Below are 23184 nucleotides of genomic sequence, written 5' to 3' on the forward strand. Positions count from 1 at the left end.
CTATTTCCTAGTTACTCGACCGTGAGAGTTCGTAGATATGTGAATGAATTTTACTTACACGACTTTGGAAAAATTTACGGGTCGCCATAGACAGATCTCGCTCCAAGGATGCCCCCGCGCCTTTTTTACCAGATGAAATATCAATTACCGATACTTTTTGCACCTATAATTTTTTTGCCAACTAACCTTTATTTATAGCTACTTTAAATTTACACCACAACGGGAAGTCCCCAGAAAAAACAAAAAAATCATCAACGTATTGCAAGCCCAACGCCTCCAAACGGCGAATGAATTCATTCGCAGCCTCTCCACCGAAACAGGGTCCAAAGGAAACCAGATCAGCGCTTATATCAAGCGGCATATCAAACTCAAGCACCGCTGACAACCTATCAATATCTATTAACTTAGATAATAGCTCTTGCCGACGAATAACCAATCCAAATTCAACCACATCAATATAACTCATGGTGTCACTCCTGGAAGTTTGACGCCATCGGGCACATTTATTTTAACGTTATAAACAGGTGTACTCTGAGCTGGTTGAAAAATTTGCTTCCATTCTGGCTTCCCTCCCTGACTTAGAGCTTTTTCTGGAATGGCAAAGTCTATCCGTACAGGACCAGTCCCGCCTGGCTTAGCCGCACCCGGAATTGTTACATATACACGTCCACCAGCTCCAATGCCATTGGGAATAGCCGTTCCTCCATTTTGTATCCAATAAGGAATCTCGTCAGCAGAAACCCAGCGAGATACCGCTATATATCCAGGGGGTAAAGAAAAAAACCGTGGTCTGACCCCTATTTCTTCTCGGCAGTAAAACTCTAGGACGGCGAGCCATATAAACCCCTAACTGGATAGGAGCTTACAGCTTAGCCACCCTTCAACAGGCCAACAGATTGGAATAATTACAAAAAATAAATCATGTTTTTAAAGAGCAACGCTGCTGAACTCTAAAAAACGAAAAGCGTGGTCTGACCCCTATTTCTCCTTTCTTTATGCAACAGTAACCTTATCGCCATTAACCGACTCAAATACCGCCCCCACCACTCCTGCTGCCTCAAATCGAAGTTTCACATCTTCGCTCACTACAATCGCACCCAAATATTTTTTAATCCTAAAAATATGAAAATCACCTACTTTTGACTCATCTATGGCCAAATTATAAAACGCGCGGTATTGACCAGCCATGTCTGGGCGCACAGGATCATTCACTGAAAACTTTGTAAACTTTGAAGACTCTTCATCTACACAATCTATTTGTGTTTCTATGATCATTAGAAAATAATTTTGCGAAACTTTTTTCCCTTCGATATCAACGGGCTCGAAGACCACATTTTGATAAGGTTGATCGACTTCAGACAAACCCATGAGTGAATTTCGAGCTCTCTCACTGAGAACAGGAACACTCGCGTAGCCCGCTAGAGAATAATCAATTTCAACGCCGTCGAACCTGACATCGAGCGTATATCTGCCAGGCTCCATGAAATTAAGGGGTGGATTACTAAAGTTCCAATTATCCACATGCCTCACATCGCCGAGCACCCACTTTTCGGAAATAGAAAGATCCTGACGCAGCAAATAATATTTCATATCAATCCCTAGTCAGCCACTTATTAACCTCACTACCCACTATCACTGCTTCCTTTTTAATTCCATCCAACGTCTTTGTAACAGCCGATTTATAGGCTGGTGTTCCAGGCGCTAAGCCTTGAGTAGCCTGTTCCAAACTCCCATATACATACTGGTGATACTCTATGGGGTGCGGCCCTCTATGCCCTGGCACCGCAACTAAATTTTCAGTTGCTCGATTAATATTAAGATCTGCCCCATCAAAGAAGCGCTGATACTCCTTTGTCCAGGCGATCTGCCCATTCGCACCAGAAGTACATTTATTAGTACAAATATGATGTATCGGAATCGACTCATAGTTAACTGGTGCACTAACGTTGGTTCTTCCGCCCTCTAAAGTGACATATCCCCCACTATTATCTCGGTACACGGGCTTACCATCGGCAGTATAACGCCCAGTTGAGTTGTACAAACCACCTCGGGGCCCTTCGACGGTGGCAGTGCCATCTGCGTTTCGAGTCAGGCGATATTCACTTGGTACCTTAAACTCAGGTGAAGGTAAAGCCAGCGGTCTGGTGGGCGATATTTCTCCTATCGTTTTTGCACCCTGAATCTCATTACTGGCGCTGCTAATCAGCTTCGATGCTTCGCTGATATCGCCCCTATTCAGAGCTTTGCGTGCCATTTTCAGGGTGCCGGAAATAATCCGTTCACCTGGAATAAGAGATGCTGCTACCTCAAGGTAATCAAGTGCACTCTCAGCCTCCGCTACGCTTTTAACCGTGCCGATGACTGGTAAAAAATTTGCGCCCTCTGACAGGGCACCTTTGAGCTCTTCACGCCGCTGAGTATACATCTTGACCGAGCACGCTTGCTCACTCATGCCAGCGCAGTTTTGCTCCTTGTAGTGTTGGTTTTCTGCTTTGACGCGGTCTTCAGCCTGCTGCTCAAGTGTCTTACGTGCGGCTAATGCTTCTGCAATATCACTGAGGGAGTTGTTCTCCACCGCATTGCTTCCCGCCTTTGCCCCAGTAACCGCACCGCCCAGATCACCACCAGCAATCCCCCCAGCCAACCCTGCTGCTAGACCCGAAAGTGCAACAACCGTCTCTCTCTCCTCCTCCGTCAACTCGATTGTCTTCTTGCCCGGATACAACTGATGGGCGATGAATTCACCCGTCGCAGCTCCCGCAGCCCCCGCCCCCGCAGAGTTGCCTTGCGCCTGCGCCACCACCGCACCCAATACGGCATGCGCCATGGTGTTGAGTACAGCGTTGTCTCCGGTGGTTTTCCTGATGACTTGCGCCATGTACGGCGCCGATGCGCCCGCAATGGCTGAACCGATATCGCCTCCCACCAGCCCTTGCAATGCTGCCGTCACCGCCTGCGCTACACGCGGGTAATTGCCGCCGACCCCGTAGTCCGCCATGATCCGTTGATAAGCGTCAGTGGCAATCAGTTGTTTCTTGTAGGCGTCGACGTCCTCTTTTTTGGCATCTTTTCCAGGTTCCTTGATGCCACGCTTATCAAGTTCAGCACGCGCCTCTTTATCAGCATCGATCTGGCCTTGGGTTCGAACGATGTCTACTGCCTGAGTACCAATATCCGCAATCAACTGCACCTGGCGCAGGCGCTTCTGCTCTTTTTCCTTATCAAAGATCGGGCTGATGCTGCCGTTGGCGTGTTCAACATCGTGGCTCAGTGTTGCAACGTCCTGCTGCTGTTTAGCAGGGTCGCGGATGTCGAGAGTACCGTTGGAAATGGCCGATGACGTGGTGCCGCTGTCACTGTCGCCATGATTGAACGCGATCAAGCTACCGGAAGGCATATTGCTGATGAAGGCGTTCGCACTGCTTGCGCCACTGCTGACGCTGGCGCTCTGCAACTGGCTTGTGTAGTCGGCTTTGTTCTTCAAAACGCTCCAGCCGAGGGTGCCGGTGCTCAGGCGGTTTTTGTCCGCTGTTGCAGTGCTGGCGATCACGCTGCCATCGAGTTGCGTGTGGTTGCCCACATCAATCTGATAGCCGCCCTTACCGCCGAACAGGCCGGTTTGCTCCTGCACGCTTTTATAGTTGGAGTCGATCTTGCTCTTGCTGATGCTGAGCGAACCACTGCCCGTCATGGTGCCAAACGTGAAACTTGCGCCACCGCTGACATCGGTTTGTTTGGACTTGTAGTCATCGGTGTCTTGCAGGCTTTGCAGCATAAGATCGCGGCCTACCGCGGCCTTGATCTGATCTGCACTGACCTGTGCACCTTTGAGGACGGTGTCTCGCCCACTGATCAGGCTGACTTGCTTGCCCGCATCCAGCGTCGTTTCCGTCCAGGTTGTGCCATTGCCTTTCTCACTGCCGGTGCCCTTGTTGGCATTGGCGAAGATGCTAAGGCCAGCACCATTGGAACTCGCCCCAAAGCTAAGGCCTACGGCCCCGCCGCCACTGCTGTTCTTGCCATCGAGTTTTTGTGTGTTGGCGGCTGCTTCCAGGCGGATATCACGCTCTGCTGCCAACAGCATTTCATTACCGGCCTGGAGCTTGCTGCCCTGAACGCGGATGTCTCCATCTGCGCCAGGCGTGCCGTTACCGGCGGCTACAATACTGAGGTTATTGCCACTGGTGAGGCTGCTACCTTGGCTTGCCGTCTGCTCCTGGGTCTGTTTGGAGCTGGATTTTTGCGAGCCGAGCGAGATGGCGATGCCGACAAATTCCGCGGCGTTAGCGCCGGTCATGCCACCATTCTGCTGCGCCGCCTGCCACGCTTGCACCCCCGTCAACCCCGCCTTCACACCTTGCAGCGCCGAGAGGCGGCCGTCGTCCTCGCTCTTGGCTTGCTTGGCGGTCTTATAAGCAGAGTCCACCGCGCTACCCACGGTGCCGGACAACGCCAGGGTCAAACCACTGGTTTTGCTCTTGGAGATCTGCTCGCTACGGTTGTTGTTCTCGGAAGCCAGGATGCTGACATTTTGCCCAACCAGGCTGATGTCCTTACCGGCAACCACGTCAGAACCGCGTATGGTCAGGTCTTTGCCAGCCTGAATATCCACACTGCCCAGCACACTGCCGATGTTGCTGGCCCGGGTGGTTTCGGTGCTGCTGGTGAAGGTGTTCTGGTTGCTGCTTGAGCCCAACGTCACGCCGATGCCGCCGCTGCTCATCAAGCCCGATTTTTTGGTCGAGGACGAATGGCTTTGTTCAAAGGTTTCCGTCGCCCCATCAATCACCACATTGCGCCCGGCAATCAGGCTGGTGGCGTTGGTAGAAACCACATCGCTGGCGGTAGTACCGATGTCACGGCCAGCACGCACGACCACGGTATCAGCGCTGATGGAAGAGCCCTGCTGGCTGATCTGGTTACTGCTGTCGATGCGCGTTTTCTGGGTGCTGGACAGCAACCCTTTGCTGGTTTTGGTTTTGCGGTAATAGCTGTAGTCGCTGTCTTGCGCAGCGTTCAGCGCCAGGTCATTGCCTGCGTACAGGTAGGCTTCCTTGCCGGCACTCGCACGGCTGGCGCTGACCACGAGGTCGTTGCCGGCACTGAGGGAGAGGTTCTCACCGGCCACCAACGATGTGCCGACTTGCTGAACGTGGTCTTCCTGGCTGGTGACCTTCTTGGAATTAAACGCCGAATGCTGTTCATTCGCCGCCGACGCCAGGTTCACATTGCCCTTGGCTACCAGCGCCAGATCACGCGTGGCATTCAATTGGCTGCCGATGGCGCTGATATCGCGCGCAGCCACCACCTGGAAGTCGCGCCCGGCTTCGATCACGGTGCCGTACTGGTTTGCGCTGCTGCTGCGCATGTAGGTGCTGACGGTGTTGGCATTGCGCTGTTCGGCGGTGGCCAGGTTTACATCGCGTCCGGCTTGAACGCCCAGGTCGGCGCCGCTTTTGAAGGCGCCGCCGGTGCTGTTGACGTCGCGCCCGGCTTGCAGGGTGAGGGTGTTGGCGGCTTCGATGCGGGCGGCGTTGTCGACGAAGTCGGTGCGTTCGGTGCGGTAGCCGCTGCTGCTCTGGTGGCTGGTGACGGTGCGCTCGTTGAGTACATCGCCATTCACTGCGCTGACGCTGACGTCGCGCCCGGCGATGATGCCGCCGGCGCGGTTGGTGAGGTTGTTGCCGGCGAGCAGGTCGAGGCGGTTGCCGGCTTGCACGAGGCCGCTGTTGACCATGTTGCGCCCGGCGCTGGCAGCCAGGTTATTGGTGGCGCGCAAGGTGCCGACGTTGTTGAGGTCGGCGCCGCTGACCAGGTTCAGGTCGTTGCCGGTGATGAGTGCGCCGTTGGGCGCCAGGCGGTTGTTGGCCTGGGCCAGGTAGAGCACGGGCACCAGCACTTGCTGGCCAGCGACGGTGGCGTTTTCCATCCACACGATGTCGTGGGTCAGGGCCGCGACTTGCTCGGCGGTGAGGCTCACGCCTACGGCCAGGTTAAGCGCCTGTTTGGTGCCGATGGCGTTGTCCATCAGGTACTTGAACATCGAGGCGTCGCTGGTCTGGCCATCGATGAAGCGCTGGCCGGTACGCGCGATCACGGCTTGCTGGATCAGGCGTTGTTCATACAGGCCGTCACCCAGGCGCTTTTGGGCCTGGTCTGGGTCGTAGCCCAGTTTGGACAGCATGTAATCAGAGCTTAAAAACTGGCTGAGGTTGGTCAGCAGCGGGTTGGTTTCGATCAGGTATTTCTGTGGGTTGGAGACGAACTGGCTGTCTGGCAGGCCTTGCACACGGTTGATCACCACGCCGTCGGCCGAGGTGCCGCTGCCGGGTACGACCGGGCCGGTAACCGGCGTGCGGTCTACACCGCCGCCGCCGAGGGTCCAGCCTTGCGGGCCGGTACTGGCCGGCGCGCTGGCGCTTTCGCCACTGAGGCGGAACAGCCCGCCCTGCCCGCTGGGCAAGGTGAAGCCGGGCAGGCTCAGCGGGTTGATCTGCTGTTGGGCGAGGTCAGGCGGCAGTTGCTGGTTAAGGGTGACGCGCGTCGAGTAACCGGCTGCGCCACTGGCGCCCGTAGCGCCGGTGGTGGTTTTGGCGCCCGCACCGATGTAGTTGTAGCCCAGGCGCACCACGCTGTTGTCGATACCGGCTTGCGCCTTGACGTCCACCGCGCCGGCAGCCTGAATCACCGCGGCGTAGCGTTGGTCATCACTGGCGATTTTGGTGACTTTGCCGAACTGGGTGCGCTCGATCTCCATGATCCCGATGAAGTTGGCCACGGCAGCCTCCAGGCCACCGAGGTCATTGGGATTGTAGCCAGGGCTTTGATACCAGTATTTATTGGTCAGTGCGCGAGCCGCATTGAACCAGCCGCTTGGGTGCTCGGTGCGCGCCGATGTAAAGAGCCGGTAGGTCTCGGTCTCGCCGGTTTCGATGCCGGTGTTGACCAGGTTGCTCAGGCGCGCGGTGAAGTTGCCGCCGGCCGCAATCGAGCTGCTGCTGTTAAGCAAGTCGCCGCCCGCCAGCGTCATGTTACCGCCCGAGGTGATGCTCGAACCGGCACTGGCGGCGGTCACTTCCAGTTTGTCGCGGGTCACCAGCTCCCAAACGTAGTTGCGCCCCGTACCACCGGCGTGGCAGTCACCGGCATTGACGTACTTGATGCAGGTGCCTTCGGTGGCGGACGCGGTATAGACACCCGCGTCGTTAACGGTCAGTACCGCCCTTTCATTTTTGATCGAGTTGGCGGACAGGCTGAGGTTGCCGTCACTCTGGATCGTCGATGAACTGTTGACGATGCTGCTGGCCAGGCCGCCCTTGCCGTCACGGTCGACGCTCAGGTTGCCCATGCTGTAGAGGTCGGCGTAGCTGTTGTTCAACGCGTCGACGCGCAGGCTCATGTCGCCGCCGCTGAAGATCAGGCCGTGGTCGTTGAGTAACGCACCGGTGGTAGCGGTCAGTCGCTGGCCACTGCCCAGGGTCGCGTAGTTGTTGATCGCGCCCGCGTTAAGCACCAGGTCGGTGGCGGCGGTGATGCGCCCGCGGTTGTTGAGCGTGCCGGCGATGTTGGCGGTAGTGATGCCGCCGCCGGCGATGCTTGCCGTGTCGCTCAGGGTGGCCTGTGCCGCGCTGAGGTTGAGGTCGCCGAGGCTGCTGATGCGCCCGCTGCCGTTAAGGGCGCCGCTCAACGTCAGGTCGAGCGTGCCGTCGCTGGCGATCAGGCCTTGGGTGTTCCAGTTGGCGCCGCTGCCGATGAAGCGTCGTGCGCCGAGCAGTTGGCCGGTGGCGGTCTGGTCGAGGGTGTCGACGTTGACTGTCAGTTGCCCGGCCTGGATCACGCTGCTGTTGGTCCAGTGGCCCTGGCTGATGGTCAGGTCGCCACGGGTGACCAGGCTGCCGCCCACGTCGTTGAGGTTGGCGGGGGCAATGCCGAAGGTGCCGGTGCCAACGTGCAGTACGTTGCCGCCCAGGTTCTGCAGGCTGCCGGCGTTGAGGGTCAGGTCGTTGTTGGCGGTTTCGAGCACACCGTTGCGGTTGTCGAACAGGCCACCGATGGCGAATTCGGTGGTGCCCGCCGTGCCCAGGGCACGCAGGCGCCCGGTCTGGTTGTCGAGGCTGGCAGCGCGCACCTTGAGGGTGCTTTCGCTTTCGATGATGCCCAGGCGGTTATTAAGTGCGCCGCTCAGGTCCAGGTCGATCTGTTGACCGGCAATCTGGCCGTCGTTGTCGCCGCTGTTATCAACGTCATGCCCGACCACGCGCATCAGGCCTTTGGCATAGAGCCCGCCGTTGCGGTTGTCGAAATTGCCGGTGGTCACCAGTGCGTTGCCGCCCTGCGCCGCGATGCGCCCGCCATAGTTGTCTACGCTGCCGGCTTGCAGGTTGAGGCTTTGCCCCTGCATCACGCCGCCCTGACGATTGTTGTTGAGGTCATAACCGTTGCGCAGCACGCCGACCACACGGGTTTGCAGTGCGGCCTTGAGGCTGGCAAGGGTGCCGCCACGGTTGTCGAGGCTGGCGGCGTTGACACTCAAATCGCCCGCCTGGGCGATCAGTTTGCCGCTCTGGTTGTCCAGCGCGTCGGCCACGTCGACGGTCATGCCGCCCTGGCTTTGCACGGTGCCTTTGCCATTCTCCACGCGGTTGGCCGTGAGGCTGAGGTCGGCGTTCTGGCTGTAGATCAAGCCGTCGTTGCCGTTCTGCACCAGGCCGCTGGCGGTGAGGCTCAAGCGGTCGTTGGCGGCCAGGGTGCCACGGTTGCGGTTATCCAGGCCGCCAGTCAGCAGGGTCAACAAACCTTGGCTGGCGATCTGGCCGCCCTGGTTGTTGATCTGCGCGGCACGGCTGATCAGCAACGGACCACCGCTGGCCAACTTCCCATTGGTGTTGGTCAGGGTCGCGAGCAGGTCGAGGGTGGTGGCGGTGCCGCCGCTGATGCTGCCGGCGCTGTTGTCCAGGCTTTGCGCGTTCAGGTTCAGGGCTGCGCCGCTGTCGATCACGCCGCCCTGGGCGTTGTTGAGCAAACCGCCCACGTCGAGACGTTGGCCGGCGGCGCTGGAGAGTACGCCCGTGTTGCTGTTGTCCAGCTCGGCGGCGGTCACGTACAGCGCTTTTTGACTCACCAGCGCACCCGCTCCGCTGTTGAGCAGGCTGGCGGTCAGCGTGGCATTAAGGTCGCCATAACGGCTCGACAAGGTGCCGTTGTTGCGGTTATCGAGGTTGGCACCGCTGACGGTCAGGCCCTGCCAGCCGGACATCAAGCCGTTCTGGTTGATCAGGTTTGTGGCATTGAGCAGCAGCAGGTTATTGCTGATCAGCTTGCCGTTGCTGTTGTTCAACGCGCGACCGCTGAGGTTCAGGGTTTGCGCGCTGGAGAGTTCGCCACCGCCGTTGCTCAGGTCACGCAGATGGTTGATGGTCAGATTGCCGGCGGTGGTGATCAGGCCCCCGGTGTTGTTCAGGTCGCCGGTGGCGTTGCCGAAGTCCAGGGCAATTGCGCTGCCCAGCAGTGAGCCATTCTGGTTATCCAGCTCGGCGCTGTTGAGTGTCAGGGCAGCGCCTGCGTTGAGCAGGCCTTGGTCGCGATTGGTCAGGCGGCCATCAATGTTGAGTACGGTGTCGCCACGGCTGGTGAGTGTGCCGCCGCTGTTGTCGAGGCTGGCGGCGTGCGCGTCGACCGACGCTGCGGCGATCATGCCTTTGACGTTTGCCAGGGCCTGGCCGATGCGCAAGGTCAGCGCGGTATTGCTCAGCAGTTTGCCGCCGCTGTTGTCCAGGTTGTCGGCGGTGAGTGTGAACGCCTGGCTGCTGGAAATCTCGCCGCCCTGGTTATGCACATCCTTGAGGTTGTTGAGCATCAGCAGCGGCGCGTTGATCAGTCCGCCCTGGTTATTGAGCTGACCACGGTTGAGGTCCAGGGTCAGGGCCTCGGCGCTGGTGATCTGGCCGCCTTGCTGGTTGTTCAAGTCGGCGGTGGTGATCTGCGCGGCCTGGCGTGCGCTCAGGGTGCCTTTTTGGCTGTTGTCGAGACTCGCGCTGTTGAGGATCAGGCGGGCGTCAGTCACCAGCCGGCCGCCTTGGTTGTCCACCGCGCCAAGGGCGTTGAGGGTCAGCGGGCCGGCGCTGGACAGCGCACCGCCGTTGTTGGCCACGTTGCGCGCCGTGACGCTCAACAGCCCTTCGCTGCTGATCAGGCCCTGGTTGCGGTTGAGCAATTGATCGACATTCAGGCCTGCGCCGCTGCCGGCAATCACCAGCCCGCCATCGCTGTTATCCAGTTGCGTACCGGTGACCTGCACGCCCGCACGGCTGGACAGCTCGCCGTTGCGGTTGTCGATGTTGGCGACAGTGACCTGCACACCCTCGACGCCGGCGACCAAGCCTTTTTCACGGTTGTCCAGGCTGTTACCGGCCACGCTGACCAAGCCTTGGCTGGTGACCAGACCGCCCTGGTTGTTCAGGCTACCGACGTTAAGGCTCAACGCCTTACCCGCCGTGACCAGCCCCGCGACGTTGTCGAGGGTGGTGACCGTCAGCGCTGCGGTGTCCAGGCTGGAGACTTCGCCGCCCTGGTTATGCAACTCACCGACAACCGCGGTCAGCGGACCGTTGCTGGTGACCAGCCCACCTTGGGTGTTCTGCAGGCGATCGGCCGTGACGGCCAGGCCGCCGTTGCTAAGAATGCGGCCTTTGTTCTGGTTGTCGACCGTGCCTGCCGTAATCTGCGTGTGCTGTTTTGCACTCAAGGTGCCGCCCTGGTTGTTCAGGGTCTGGGCATCGACGCTCAACGTACGGCTGGCGATGACATTGGTGCCGGTGTTGTTGACGGTCTTGCCGCGCAGGCTGACGTCGCCCGCTGCGTTGCGGGTGTTATCAGCGTTGACGCCCGCTTCGATAATGTCGCTGTTGGTCAACGTGCCGCCGCTGGACAGCGCAATGCGGTCACGGGCGGCCAGGCTTTGGCGGTTGGTCAGATCACCTTGAGTTTGCACGTCCAGTGCCGTGCCGGCGTACACCGGCCCCTTGGCGTCCAGGCTCGCGGCCTTGACGTTGACCGCGCCGCTGGCAGCGGTCTGCGCCATGCTCAAATGCCCATTGGCATCAAGCTGAATATCCCCGCCACTGGCTGCCAGCGTGCCGTCGAGCTTTACGCCCACGCCGGCTTCGGTGCCCACCAGTTTGATCGCGCCGGCGTACATGCCGCCCAGCGCGCTGGAGTCGATGGCCAGCTCGGGTTTGGCGCTGCCGTCGTCGGCGCGTGCGGTGGTTTTCAGGCTTTTGGCATCGACGTCGTTGCGCCCGGCGATTACGGCCAGCTCGCGTGCGTTGATCTGGGCGTTGATCTTGGCCGAGCGGGTGATGATTTCGAAGCGGTCGACGTTACTGGCGTTCAGGCCCTCGCCGTCGATGGTCACGGCGCCGCCGTCGACCTGGTAGTGGTCCAAACGGCCGACGTTGTCCATCACCGGTTTGCCGGTGGTCAGGGTCACGTTGGGCGTGTTGATAAAACCGCAGCCACTGCACGTGATGCCGTACGGGTTGGCGACGATGACCTTGGCCGACTGGCCCGCCACTTCGGTGTAGCCGCGCAGCTGGCTGGGGCTGCCGCCGTTGACTTCGTTGAGAATGACGTTGGCCGCGCCGCCCTTGAGGTTCGGGTTGCCGACGATGTAGCCACCGAGCTGAGTGTTCTGCACCGCGCCGGTGGCGTTGTTGAGGATCACGCCGTTGGGGCCGACGTTGTAGTCCTTGAACTGGTTATGGGACAAGCCACTGCCATTGGGCGCAGCGATGTTCACCACCGGCACGCCATTGCCGGCCTGGCCGACGCTGGTGGCCGGGTTGCTGACCACAATGCCTTCGGCCTGGGCGAGCAACGGCTGCCAGAACAGCGCGTTGGCCAGAATCAGCACCAGGCCGCGCTTGGGCAGGCCAAGGAACGCGTCCCGGCGCTTCAGGGCAGCAGAAGGTTGGCGGGCCAGAAAGGCAAAGTGGCGAACATCCATTTTCAGATTCTCGTTGCAGCAGGGCGTTGAATTACAGGAAGAAATCCATGCGGAAGTAGATCGGTGCTTCGCGCTCCGTCACGACCCCAGGCCTTTCTAACGAGTGAGCAAACGTCACGCTGGTGCTGACATATTTGCCCCGGGCGAACAGCTCCACGGAGTTGCTTGAAACGCGGCCGTGGTAGTCGTCGTTGTAACGGTCGTTGCGGATCACGCCTTGGTCGTAACCCAGGCTGGTGCCGTATTCGGCGAAGGCCGGGCGCAGCCATTCCAACGTGACCGGGCGGGCCCAGCGCACTTCATTGCGCCAGTAGCCACCGCTGTCGCCGGACAGTTGCTGATCCTTGAAACCGCGTACCGAAGAAGAGCCGCCGAGGCTGATGCGTTGCGGCGAGAACAGCACGTCCTCACTGCGTTGCCCGGTGGCCAAGCTGGTAAAGCTGAACGACTCGCCCCACAGGCTGAACGGCTGCAGATAACTGACGGTGGCGGTGTATTTGCGGTAATCGGGAGTGGCCGTGAGGTGCCCGTACTGATCGCGATGCTGGTCGTCGCGCTGGGCGTCAAATGCACCGATGCCGTTCTGCACGCCCAGGTCAACGTTGACGAAGGCATTGCCGATGCGCCGGCCGTGGTTGATGCCAAATTGCAGTTCGCTGAGGCGGTTACTGCTGGTTTCGAGGTGGGCGTCGTTGATGTAGTTGTTGGTGCGCAGGTGAGCCAGACCGACGTTGACTGAGGTCTTGCTCACGTCATCGCGGTGAATCACGCGCTCTGCGCGCAGTTGGTGGTTTTCGTTATCGCCCGACTGCTTGAACTTGAAGGTGTCGGTGTAACCCAGCGCGCGGTAATCGCTCTCGCTGTAGGTGTAGCTGAAGTTCCACCAGCCCCACGGCACGTTGTAGTAGAGCATGGTGTTTTTCGACGTTTTCTGGTGGTCGCTGATCGCGTCATGACCACCGCGCAGCACCAGTTGGTCGGCCAGCCCCAGCGGGCTGTCCCACTCCAGGCCCGCGCCCCATTGCTGCTCGCCGGTGCTTCTTTGCCCATCGTTATTGCGCGACAGGCTGGCGCGCCACGGCTTTTGCGCGGTGTTCTTGACCACCACGTCGCTGCCGCCCACGTCTTTGCCGGGGGTCAGTTCCATTTGTGCCTGTTTGGACGGCAGACGGTTGAGCTGGTCGACCAGTTGCTCGACCTCGCGCAGGTTCAGCGCCTCGCCGACCTTGCCGGGAAAGGCCATGGCCAGCTCGCGGTCGGTCACGTTGCTGCCTTCGGCGCTTCTCAAGGCTTCGAGCTTGCCCTCGACCACCAGCACTTGCAGGTGGCCGCTGGACAGGTCTTGTTGCGGCAGGTAGGCACGGCTGGTGACGCGGCCTTTGGCGATGTAATAGTCGGTGATGACTTTAAGCAGCTCATTGAGCTGCGAGACGCCCAGGCATTGGCCCACATAGGGTTTGAGCAACAGCGTGCGGTCGGCAGCGGACAGGCTGTCGGCGCCCTTGAGCTCGATGTCTTTGATCGGGAAACAGCGGGTGTCAGCGGGCGTCGCCGGGGCTTGGGGCTTGGCCTCTTTGCCGGGCAGGTCCTGGAGTTCTTGCAGGCGCCGGCCCTGCTCTTCGAGCAGGCGATTTTGCCGGTCGCGGATCAAGTCTTGATCCCCTGGCGTGGGAGCGGCTGTGGCGCTGTTCAGGCCCAGGCAGGCGAGCAGTAAAGTGCACAGCAAATACCGAGTCCGTGGCAATAACAAAGACATGTTCGATCCATCGAAAATCAAGGGGCGGCAAACTAACATCGAACTCGCGCTAGCCCAAGAAGCTGGACTTGTCGAACATTCGTACTTATTACAACCGCAACATATTGATTAATAACAACAAATAATCATAAAACGGCGACAGCGCTTGTTGTTGAAACTTTTATTCCGACAAGCGGCCACTGTTTTTGATAACCCTTGGGCAAACAACCCAGCAGATGCCATTATTTAGCCATCAATTAAATGCCGAGTTAGGTTAGTGCAGGGGAATACAGAAAAGTTCGCGGATGTTTTGTGAATTGGATCCCATTTATCGGATTAGTCTGGGATGCGCCGCTTGTGGCGAGCGGGCTTGCCCCGCGTTGGGGCGCGAAGCGTCCCCGAGTCAGTGTCGCCGCGTTACGTCAGGAACATCGTGGCGTCAGGTTTGGGGCTGCTTCGCAGCCCAACGCGGGGCAAGCCCGCTCGCCACAAAGCCCGCTCGCCACAGAGCTCGGGGCAAAGAGCCCGGTGCAATCAGCCTGCGCCTTTGTCTTTTTCCTGCCCTGGCACCAAGGTCAGCCCTGGCCGCTCAACATCGCGCGAAACATGGGCCTTCACATCTTCTACGCCGCCCTCGTCATCGTTGTGGATCACCAGCACGCCCGACTTGCGAAACTGCTCGAGGTGGCCGTCGCCCAAGTTGAAACTTTCACTCAGGCTTTTATCGCTGAGCGCGTTGGCTTCGGCGCGACGCTGGGCAAACTTGCGCCCGCGGCGCTGTTGATAGCGTGCCCAACTGATCAGGATCACCGCATTGAACAAGGCGATCCACAGGTAGATCTGCAAGGTGTTGAGCGCCGCAAAAATCGGCGCTTCAATGCGCGGGCCGCCATGGGTTTCCAGCATTGCGCCGATCCCGCGTGCCAGCAGCCAGACCAGCCCGGCCCAGGCCAGCAAGGTGAGCAGCACGTCGATGATCCACATCACTGTGTTCTGGCGAGTTCTGACCAGTTTCATCGTCACGCCTCCTCTTCGCTAGGTTTAATACCGCGGTCCGGGCTGACCCAGCGCGCGCGCTTCTGGTGCTGGTTGAAGAGCACCTTGGGAAAGCTGACCAATGTGGTGAGCAAACTCACCAGCCAGAACACCATCGGGTACCACACGGTCCAGAACAGGGTTTTCCACAGGTCTTTTTCGTAGCGCCGATCAATCAGGATGCTCACCGCAAATTGCAGCAGGCACACCATCGCCAGCACCAGCCCGGTAAACGCCGGCGGCACCAGCGAGTCCACGGCAATCGCCTGCGGCAGCACCATGAATTTGCCCAGGCCCCAGAAGATCACCGAGAGCAGGAACGTGAAGGCCCAACCGGTGGACAAGCAGTACTCGAACAACAGCGGCCACAGGTAACGATGGCGCCATTGCCAGATGCCACGGATGTTTTTGAACAGTACTTCGGCGCCGCCCTGAGCCCAGCGCAGGCGTTGCTTCCACAGGCCACTGACGGTTTCGGGCATCAGGATCCAGCACAGGGCACGCGGCTCGTAGAAGATAGCCCAGTGATCGAGTTGCAGCTTCCAACTGACATCGATGTCCTCGGTGATCATGTCGGTGCTCCAGTAGTCGATGCGGTCCAGCGCTTTCTTGCGAAACGCCACCACCACACCCGACACTGTGAAGATGCGGCCGAACACCCGTTGGGTGCGCTTGATCAAGCCAATGATCGACGAGAACTCGCCCACCTGCACCCGACCGATCAAGGTCGAACGCGTACGAATGCGCGGGTTGCCGGTCACGGCACCGAGGCGCGGGTTATCCAGCATCGGCGCGACCATGTAGGCCGCCGCATTTTTGTCGAGCAAGGCATCGCCGTCGATGCACACCAGGTACTCACTGCGCGCGGCCACCGCGCCCATGCGCAGGGCCACGGCCTTGCCCTGGTTCTGCGCCAGGTGCAGCACGCGCAGCCGTGGGTGTTCCAGCGCCAGGGCATCAAGCACCGCGGCGGTGTTGTCCTTGGAGCCATCATTGACGGCGATCACTTCGATGTTCGGGTACAGCTGGTCCAGCGCCGCATGAATGGTGTCGGCGGCGTTATCGCCCTCGTTGTAGCAAGGAATGATGATCGAGATCAGCGGGTTGCCGGCCAGGGTCGGCGCCGGCGTGTCTTCCTTCCACGGCCAGTGACGCTCCCAGTGCAGCCAGAAGTACAGCCCGCCGGCGATCCACAATGCCGACATGAACAGCGGGTAGAAAAACACGAAGTCCATCAGGAACTGCCCGGTGACCAGAAAGATCAGGCCAAGGGGCACACCCAACACCAGCGCCAACACGAATAAAGCCAGGATTCTGTCGAACATGGTCAAGGGTTCCATTGGTTGGACAGGGCCGGACGTACCGTCTTCAGGTCCGGCGAGTTTTCCAGGAAGTTGTCCGGGTAGTAGCCAAAACTCCTGACCCCCTGGCGTTTGAGCACACCCATCCATTCAGCCATCTGCGCGCCGTCGATATCGGGCGCGTCTTTGGTGCGCCAGTCTTTGGCTTGCAGTTCAAACACGGTGCGCTGCAAGGCATCGGGACGAGCCTTGACGGTGGCCACGAGTTTTTCCAGCCAGGCGTTGGAGTTTTTCAGCGTCTCGCCTTCCATCAGCGGCATGGCCATCGGCGCGGTCCAGTCGTAGGTCTGGAGGAAGTCATCCAGGTTCTGCGCGAACCACGCTTCGCTCGCCGGGTTGAGCATCGGCTCGGCGAAGATATTGCGCGCGGTCTGCACCTGCGGCCCACGGATGGCGCGCACTTTGGCGGCCAGCTCCTGGGTAAAGTCGATCAGGTAGCGGCTCTTGAAACGCGTCCAGCGCTGCATCACGGCCGGGTCGGCACGCAGCGCGGCAATGCTGCCCGGCAGGCCGTTGGCGACGTAAGCCTTGAGCGCTGCGGGGCTGGCGTCTTCGAAATCAGAAAGGATTGCGTCGTCGTGGAACAGCACGCCGTCGATGGCCGTGTTGCGCGCCAGGTCCTCATAGATCTCACCGATCTGCTGGCGCACGGCCGGGTCAAACGGCGACAGGCGCTTGTACTGGTCCGGGTCGAGGCCGACCTGGCCGGTTTTCGGGTCCATTCGCGTGACGCGCGGCAACGAAGGGTCGAGCGCAAAGCTCAGCACTGGCATCCACGCGTAGATCGCCACGTGGCCACGGGTGCGCAGTTGCCAGGTGACGCGGTTGAACAAGTCGCGGCGCACCGGCAGATGGCGGTTGGGGAAGTACAGCGAATGCACCAGGCCGTCACCCTTGGGGTCGGCGAAGGCTTGCAGGAACACGGTGCTGGCGCCCATGTCGACCACGCGCTGCACCAGCTGGTCGAGGTTGCGGGCCTCTTGGGCCGGGTCCGGGTCGTAGACGTTATCCAGGTCCACGTGCAGCACGCGCATCGAGGTCCGCGCCTGTGTACCGACAATCGCGTTGGCGTAGTGCTCGCCGTCCGGGTCGGAGGCCACCAGAAAACGTGGGCTGCTTTTGAGGTTGGCGAGGTCGTCGAGGCCGTCGTCCAGGGTCAGGGCCATCTGGTAGCCCTGTTCGCCGACGACCGCCAACGAGGTGCCGTCGGCGGCGCCGTAAGGCCACACCCATACACGCGGCGCCTTGCCGGTGACAGCGCGCAGTTTGTGGGTAATGGCCGTGACGTCGGCGCGCATCCGCGCCTGGAACTGCGCCTCGGTTTCATAGGTGCCAGTGGCGGCGTCATAACGCCGCGTTGCGGCGGCCGGCTCCTGGTTACCTTGCGGGTTGGCCAGAATGCCGGTGTGGCTGGCGTCAGTGTGGGCGGCGATTTCGACCAGGCCCGACTTGGAAATCTCGCGCACCTGCTCCCATGTCAGGAAGTCGGAACGCGCGCGCGGTGTGCCGGCAAAATCCACCGGTTTATTCAGCGGCGTGTCGATCCAATAGCCGACAGGGGCCAGGATTGCCGGCCAGTTATAGGCACGCAAAATCGGTAGCACGCGGGTATAGAAGCTGGAGTAGCCGTCGTCGAAGCTGAGCAGGATGGCTTTGGGCGGCAACTGCGGCCCACCGCTGCGCGCTGCCAGGATCTGATCGACACTGACCGGCTGGTAGCCGTTTTCGCGCAGCCAGGCCAGTTGGTCGACCAACCGTTCGGTGCGCACCGCCACCACCGCCTGATCGGGGTCGCGATCTTCGATGTCGTGATAGGCAATGCCCAGGAAATGGTTCTTCGGCCACGGCGCTTCACGCGCAGGTGTCGGCCGCTCGGCGGGTGGGGTATAGGGCGCAGGTTGCTGGGCGCAGGCGCCGGCCAGCAATACACCCAGGACCAATAAACAACGGCTGAGGACAGTCATGTTCAGGCTCTTTTAGAAACGGTAAGTGAGGTCGACGAGCAGGCGCAGATCGCGTTCGCGATCGCCGTCATAGGTGCGGCTGATCAGGCTCAGGTTGGCGCCGGTTTCCAGCACGTCGTTCCAGCGAAAACGTTGGCCGTAGCCGATCAGGCCGACCCCACTGGTGGAATAATCGCGCTGGCTATAGGTGCCCGCACCGATCTGGAACTGCTGACTCCACTGGGTCTCATAGCGGTGATAAAGCACGTGATTGACCGTCATGGTGGGCAACACGCTGAAGTCCGATTTCGGGTTGAAATACACCACGTCTTCCTTCGTGTTGCGGCTGGCGCCGACCTCCAGGCCCAGGTCCACTTGCACGTGCGGCGAGCTGTAGATGCCCTCGCGACCGGTGAGCAGCGCTTCGAGGCGGTTGTTGCCGTCGCTGAAATGCGACGGGCTCAGGGACAGCTTCCATTCGCGGCTCTCATTCTCGCGCCAGCGGACAAAGCCACTGCCGCCGTTGGCCGTGACATCGGCATTCAATGCGCGCAGCGGCGTGGTCGCCAGGAGATAACCCAGGCTGCCGCCGTACTGCCAGTTGTCATTGATGTCGCGGGCAATCGACACGCTCGCGCCTTGCTTGGAGCCATAACCGTAGGAGTGGTTGGACACCTCGGCTTCCAGGGTCATGTCGCGGGTGCGCTGCTCGACGCCGACGCGCTGAAAACGATGCTGGCCGGTGCCTTCGGTAAAGTCTGCGGTGGCGTAACCGGCGCCGGCGAAGACGCGCCAGTCTTCATCGATGGGCGGGCTGTAAAGCACGCTTTCGATGCCCCAGTCCCGGCTGCCTGCCACTGCGCCGACATCATTGTTACCACCACCGCCGTAGCTTTTGCCGGTGTAGGCTTCGACGCGCAGTTCGGCCATGTCGTGTACGTCGCGCAGGCGGCTGAGGCGCTGCACCTGGCGGCTGTCGGGGTTGCGCGCCAGCACGTCATCGGTCAGCGCGTCCATTTGCCGCCATTCCTGCAGGTCCATGGCGGTGTAGGCCTGGGACACTTCCAGGCCGATATCACGCGGGGCCTGGGTTTCAACTTCCTTGAGCGAGCCTTCGGCGCGGCGCGGCCAATCACGCGCGCGGTACATATCGGCCTGGGCCAGGCGCAGGCCGACGTTGCCAGGGGCTTTCGCCACCAGGGCTTCCAGCCCGGTTTCGCTGCCTGGCAGGTCACCGCCGTAAGTGCCTGCCTGGGCCGCCAGTTGCTGCGCGTCCATCCAGCTGTCGTTGGGGTTGCCGATGGGCAAGCCCTTGAGTTCAACGCGAGGCTTCTGGTTGGTGGCCAGGTTATTAGCGACTTCGCGCGCTTGCATCACCTTGTCGCTTTCGAGCAAGGCGTAAAACAATGCGGTGCTGTCTTCGACGTGGTCACCGGGATCGGCATCCGGTGCCGTCAGCGCCTGGCGGTACAACGGCTCGGCTTTTTCCGGCTGGCGCTGGTCGAGGTAGGACGCAGCCACCCAGCGCAAGGCGTAGGTCGGTAACTGCACGCCTTCGCCAGTGAGGGTTTCGTACTCGCGGATCACCTCTGCGGTGCGCGCGCGTGCCTTGAGGGCGCCCAGGCGGTCGATGCGCCAGCGCACCACGTCGTCATGGGCGCTCTGGTCAGGGGTCCAGCGGGCGAGCAGCGTGTCGTAGTCGCTGAGGGCGCGATCAGCGACCACATAACGTTCTTTCTCGGTGCGCGTGGCGTACTCGGCCATGCGCACACGTTCGGCGGCGAGGTCGCCTTCCAGGCGGCGCTGGGTCACAACATCGAGCACGCCTGGATGCTTGGCCGACAGGCGCAGGGCCGGCTCCGGCAAACGGGCCTTTTGCAGGGCGACGATGTATTCGCGCACCACTTCGGGTTTGTCACCCGCGCGGATAAAAGCCTGGTCGAACTCAAACAGCGCGTCGTAGTTCAAGCCCGCGCGGGTCAGCGCGTAGCCCAGGGCCATGCGGCGGTTGGGGTCATTGGGTTGCGCCGCCACCAATGCGCGGGTGCGTTGCACCGCTTCGTTGGTTTGGCCACCGTCGGCCTGGGTCAGGGCCTGGCCCAGTTGCAGGTCGATATTATTCGGCTCACGCAGCAGCGCCTGCTGATAAACCGCCAGGGCCTGTGGCCACTGCTTTTGATTGCGATAGGTACGGGCAACCGTGGCCAGCGCCTGGGTAGTCAGGTTGCGATTCTTGCCTTGCGCCTCGTACACCTTCAGCACTTCGGCGTCTTGCCCGGCCCAGCCGGCAATCACAATGTGATCGCTGATCTGGCCTGGCGTCTGGCGTTCGGCAGGTAATTGGCGCAGTTGGGTAAGGGCCGGCGTGAAGTTGCCGTTACGCGCCTGAATAATCAACGCGTCGTAGGCCGGATCGGCCAGGGCGAGGCCGGGCATCAGCAATTGACTGCACAAGGCAGCCCCGATGAGCAGTCGCAACCGGCCTGAAGCACTGATGGGTAGGTTTCGCAACATATCGTGAGCTTCCTTACACGCGGAAAGCTGTAACGATAGGTGGTCCTGAGCGGTTTGCATCAGGGTGCCGGCGTCTGATGACCCGGCCTAGCTTTCCTGTAGGAACTATCCCCTATGAATGTAGGGAAAAGTCCAATTCGGAACAATTGTTCAGAATTGTCCCGGCAACAGAAAAGCCAATGGGGGAGCAGACTTGCCTGGGCTGACCGGTCACCGCCGGCCCGTATGCCGACTGTTTGACCGCTGCCCCAGGCAACCCTGCTCCCCCATTATTTATTTCTTACTGATGTAAGAAATCTTACTGCGCGCCGCTGACCGCGCCGGCTTTGGCCATCACAAACCCAATGAATTGCTCAACCGTCATCTTCTGGCCGTTGAAGGTCACTTCATTGTTGGCGTAATGCAGCTTGGAGACCACATCCGTGCCCACCAGGGTAGCCAACTGGGTGCCGACGGCAATGCCGCTGACCATCTCGGCCGCCATCTGCGATTGCTGCTCGATGGCTTTAGGGTCGGTCACGCCGCCCACTTGCGCTTGCAGTGCAGCGACGTCACCGATCATTGGCTTGGACAGGGTCAGGTTGGCATCCAGCAGCGCGATGACTTGCTTGCCCAGTTCAACCGGCGGCAGCTCCATCGAGGCCGGCTTGGTCAGGTCGACCACCAGGTTGAATTTGCTTTCGCCGTGGGTGGTTTTCAACGACAGGTTTTCCACCGCCAGTTGTGGCTTGGCAGCCAGCACCTGGTTGACGTTGGCCTCGGCCAGGGTCTGCTCGGCTTCGGTCAGTTGCAGCTCAGGTACGGGCTGGCCGGCAGCGGCGGCGGCTTGCACCGGTTGCATCTTGTCTTGATACAGCTTGGTCAGTACCAGCATGGCCGGGATGTCGACGTTTTTCATGCTCAGGGCCATGGCGGCCGAACCGACAGGCTTGCCCTGGTAACCGATCTCATCGATTTTGTAATCGACGCGGCCGGCCAGGTTGTTGTCCTTGGTCTCGCTGGTGTCTTTCTGCTCGAAGCCCTTGAGGGTCAGCACGGCTTTCTGCGGGCCGAAGGTCACTTTGGTGTCGGTCAGCTCAACGGTGTTTTGCCCGGTGTAGAAACCAAATGTGGTCTTCTCCAGGTTGCTGGCCACGGTCAGGCCGGACAGTTCGGCTTCAAAGGGCGCGCCGTTGGCATCGATCACCGCAACCTTGAGGCTGTTCATATAACCTTCAGCCTTGACCTTCTGGCCTTCGGCGGTGCCGTCGAAGTCCAGGTTGGCGCCGGAGAAGCTCACCGAGGACTTGTCGTCCTTGAGTTCCAGAGGCAGCAGTTCGACGTTGCCATCGACCGAACGGTTGTAGCCGATATTGGCCACGCCTCTGAGCGGCGACACGTCTTTGCTGGCGGCGAACCATTTCTCGGTGGTGGCGTTCTTTTCCAGCTCATAGTGACTGGTGGCCATGACCGGCAGCCATTTCAGCGACACCAGACGCGAAAACGGCAGCGGGCCATGTTCGATGTGGTCGACAAACAGCAGCTCAGGGTTTGGGTTTTCTTCCCCGAATACGCTGCCTTGACCCTTGAGGCGGTAGTGGGCGGTGCTGCTGAACAGGCCACGGTCCAGGGACACCAGCTCCAGGTTCACGCTGCCGTCGACGCCGGCCATGGAGGTCTGCAGTTCCTTGTTGGCGTTCTGGATCGCGGTCTGCAGCACCGGCTCCAGTTGCTTACCGGTGTACCAGGCGCCGCCTGCACTGACGACGCCGACGGCGACAACGAAACCCAAAAGAACAACTGCTGGCTTATTCATGAAGTGACCTGATCAAATCCTGTGAGAAGTGGGCTGTCTTCCTTGAACCCCCAAGAGGGGTTGGCTCAAACCCGCCGAAAACGGGGGAAGATTAGCACTGGCGGCCGCGAACGGCCCAGCTTTTCAGAGGGGTCAGGTCAACCGTTGGTTCACGAGTACTCCAATTCAATCTCATCGAGTTGATGATCAAAACTCTTCAAACGGGCGGTCCAGGTGTACACCAACACCTCGAATTCGCGGTGTATGACAGCGTTTCCCGGGGTGTCGGCCTTGGGGTTACAGAAGTCCAGTTGGTAGCGCTCGCGTGCCATGGCGTTGGCCACGTCGGACAATTCCCGTGCGTTATTCAGCCAATGCCTACCGTCGGCTACCTGCTGGTCGAGCAGCACACACTGTTTTTTCAGGGCTTCGAGGCTTTTTTCCAGCGGGGTGCCGGTGAGTTCGCCCATGACTTCCTGGAAGGTCCGCCCGGGCTGCCAGTAGCTGCCCCAGAAATAGCGGTCGAACACGGTTTCGACGCGGCGCAAGGCAACTTTGGTGTCCCAGATCGCCACGCGGGTCTTGCCTTGTTCGAGCAGTTTTTTCTTCACCCGTTGATTTTGATACGACGCCCACGCCACCACGCCAATGGACAACGTGCCAATCACCAGGCACGCGCTGTCGAGAAACACCATGGCCTTGTCGATTTGATGGGCAAGCATGACGCCGTAGAAATAGGCAGCCGATAACAACACCAGTGCGAAGCACACGCACCAGAAAGCGGGAGCATAAGGGTTTTTCATTATTGGAATCCCCAT

The 23184-nt window shown here is 60.1% G+C and carries 10 protein-coding genes; all 10 read right to left on the reverse strand.

Annotated elements, in window-relative coordinates:
* Window positions 1-181: 181 nt before the first annotated feature.
* The 10 genes from AACV02_RS28280 to AACV02_RS28325 all read right to left on the reverse strand — a co-directional run bounded on the left by AACV02_RS28280 (window position 182) and on the right by AACV02_RS28325 (window position 23169).
* Complete coding sequence (locus AACV02_RS28280; protein WP_119738321.1) at window positions 182-466, reverse strand: hypothetical protein; 285 nt, start codon at window positions 464-466, stop codon at window positions 182-184.
* Between the two features lie 527 nt (window positions 467-993).
* Window positions 994-1590 carry an imm11 family protein gene (locus AACV02_RS28285; RefSeq protein ID WP_119738323.1) on the reverse strand — a complete coding sequence of 199 codons (597 nt, stop codon included), beginning with the start codon at window positions 1588-1590 and terminating at the stop codon, window positions 994-996.
* A 1-nt stretch (window position 1591) separates the two neighbouring features.
* Window positions 1592-12004 carry a hemagglutinin repeat-containing protein gene (locus tag AACV02_RS28290; RefSeq protein WP_256680476.1) on the reverse strand — a complete coding sequence of 3471 codons (10413 nt, stop codon included), beginning with the start codon at window positions 12002-12004 and terminating at the stop codon, window positions 1592-1594.
* Between the two features lie 31 nt (window positions 12005-12035).
* Window positions 12036-13760, reverse strand: coding sequence for a ShlB/FhaC/HecB family hemolysin secretion/activation protein (locus AACV02_RS28295; protein WP_119738325.1), 1725 nt, complete (start codon window positions 13758-13760; stop codon window positions 12036-12038).
* A gap of 513 nt (window positions 13761-14273) precedes the next feature.
* Window positions 14274-14756: a poly-beta-1,6-N-acetyl-D-glucosamine biosynthesis protein PgaD gene (gene pgaD, locus AACV02_RS28300; RefSeq protein ID WP_106577326.1), complete on the reverse strand. Its 483-nt coding sequence runs from the start codon at window positions 14754-14756 to the stop codon at window positions 14274-14276.
* 2 nt (window positions 14757-14758) lie between these two features.
* On the reverse strand, window positions 14759-16099 hold the full coding sequence (gene pgaC, locus AACV02_RS28305) for a poly-beta-1,6-N-acetyl-D-glucosamine synthase (protein WP_106577325.1): 1341 nt from the start codon (window positions 16097-16099) through the stop codon (window positions 14759-14761).
* 2 nt (window positions 16100-16101) lie between these two features.
* Window positions 16102-18099: a poly-beta-1,6-N-acetyl-D-glucosamine N-deacetylase PgaB gene (gene pgaB, locus AACV02_RS28310; protein WP_119738327.1), complete on the reverse strand. Its 1998-nt coding sequence runs from the start codon at window positions 18097-18099 to the stop codon at window positions 16102-16104.
* Window positions 18100-18111: 12 nt separating this feature from the next.
* Entirely contained in the window at window positions 18112-20592 is a 2481-nt protein-coding gene (gene pgaA / locus AACV02_RS28315) for a poly-beta-1,6 N-acetyl-D-glucosamine export porin PgaA (RefSeq protein ID WP_119738329.1), read from the reverse strand.
* A gap of 298 nt (window positions 20593-20890) precedes the next feature.
* A complete protein-coding gene (locus AACV02_RS28320; RefSeq protein WP_119738332.1) occupies window positions 20891-22387 on the reverse strand; it encodes a YdgA family protein in 1497 nt (498 codons plus the stop codon).
* 149 nt (window positions 22388-22536) lie between these two features.
* On the reverse strand, window positions 22537-23169 hold the full coding sequence (locus tag AACV02_RS28325) for an NADH:ubiquinone oxidoreductase subunit N (protein ID WP_119738334.1): 633 nt from the start codon (window positions 23167-23169) through the stop codon (window positions 22537-22539).
* Between the last annotated feature and the right edge of the window lie 15 nt (window positions 23170-23184).

The organism is Pseudomonas sp. Larv2_ips (assembly GCF_963879675.1).
GTDB lineage: Bacteria > Pseudomonadota > Gammaproteobacteria > Pseudomonadales > Pseudomonadaceae > Aquipseudomonas.

What these genes read in the sequence shown, in the direction of transcription:
- AACV02_RS28285 (WP_119738323.1), bottom strand. Translation starts at nt 1,590, where the DNA reads ATGAAATATTATTTGCTGCGTCAGGATCTTTCTATTTCCGAAAAGTGG.
- AACV02_RS28295 (WP_119738325.1), bottom strand. Translation starts at nt 13,760, where the DNA reads ATGTCTTTGTTATTGCCACGGACTCGGTATTTGCTGTGCACTTTACTG.
- AACV02_RS28290 (WP_256680476.1), bottom strand. Translation starts at nt 12,004, where the DNA reads ATGGATGTTCGCCACTTTGCCTTTCTGGCCCGCCAACCTTCTGCTGCC.
- pgaC (WP_106577325.1), bottom strand. Translation starts at nt 16,099, where the DNA reads ATGTTCGACAGAATCCTGGCTTTATTCGTGTTGGCGCTGGTGTTGGGT.
- pgaA (WP_119738329.1), bottom strand. Translation starts at nt 20,592, where the DNA reads ATGTTGCGAAACCTACCCATCAGTGCTTCAGGCCGGTTGCGACTGCTC.
- AACV02_RS28325 (WP_119738334.1), bottom strand. Translation starts at nt 23,169, where the DNA reads ATGAAAAACCCTTATGCTCCCGCTTTCTGGTGCGTGTGCTTCGCACTG.
- pgaD (WP_106577326.1), bottom strand. Translation starts at nt 14,756, where the DNA reads ATGAAACTGGTCAGAACTCGCCAGAACACAGTGATGTGGATCATCGAC.
- pgaB (WP_119738327.1), bottom strand. Translation starts at nt 18,099, where the DNA reads ATGACTGTCCTCAGCCGTTGTTTATTGGTCCTGGGTGTATTGCTGGCC.
- AACV02_RS28280 (WP_119738321.1), bottom strand. Translation starts at nt 466, where the DNA reads ATGAGTTATATTGATGTGGTTGAATTTGGATTGGTTATTCGTCGGCAA.
- AACV02_RS28320 (WP_119738332.1), bottom strand. Translation starts at nt 22,387, where the DNA reads ATGAATAAGCCAGCAGTTGTTCTTTTGGGTTTCGTTGTCGCCGTCGGC.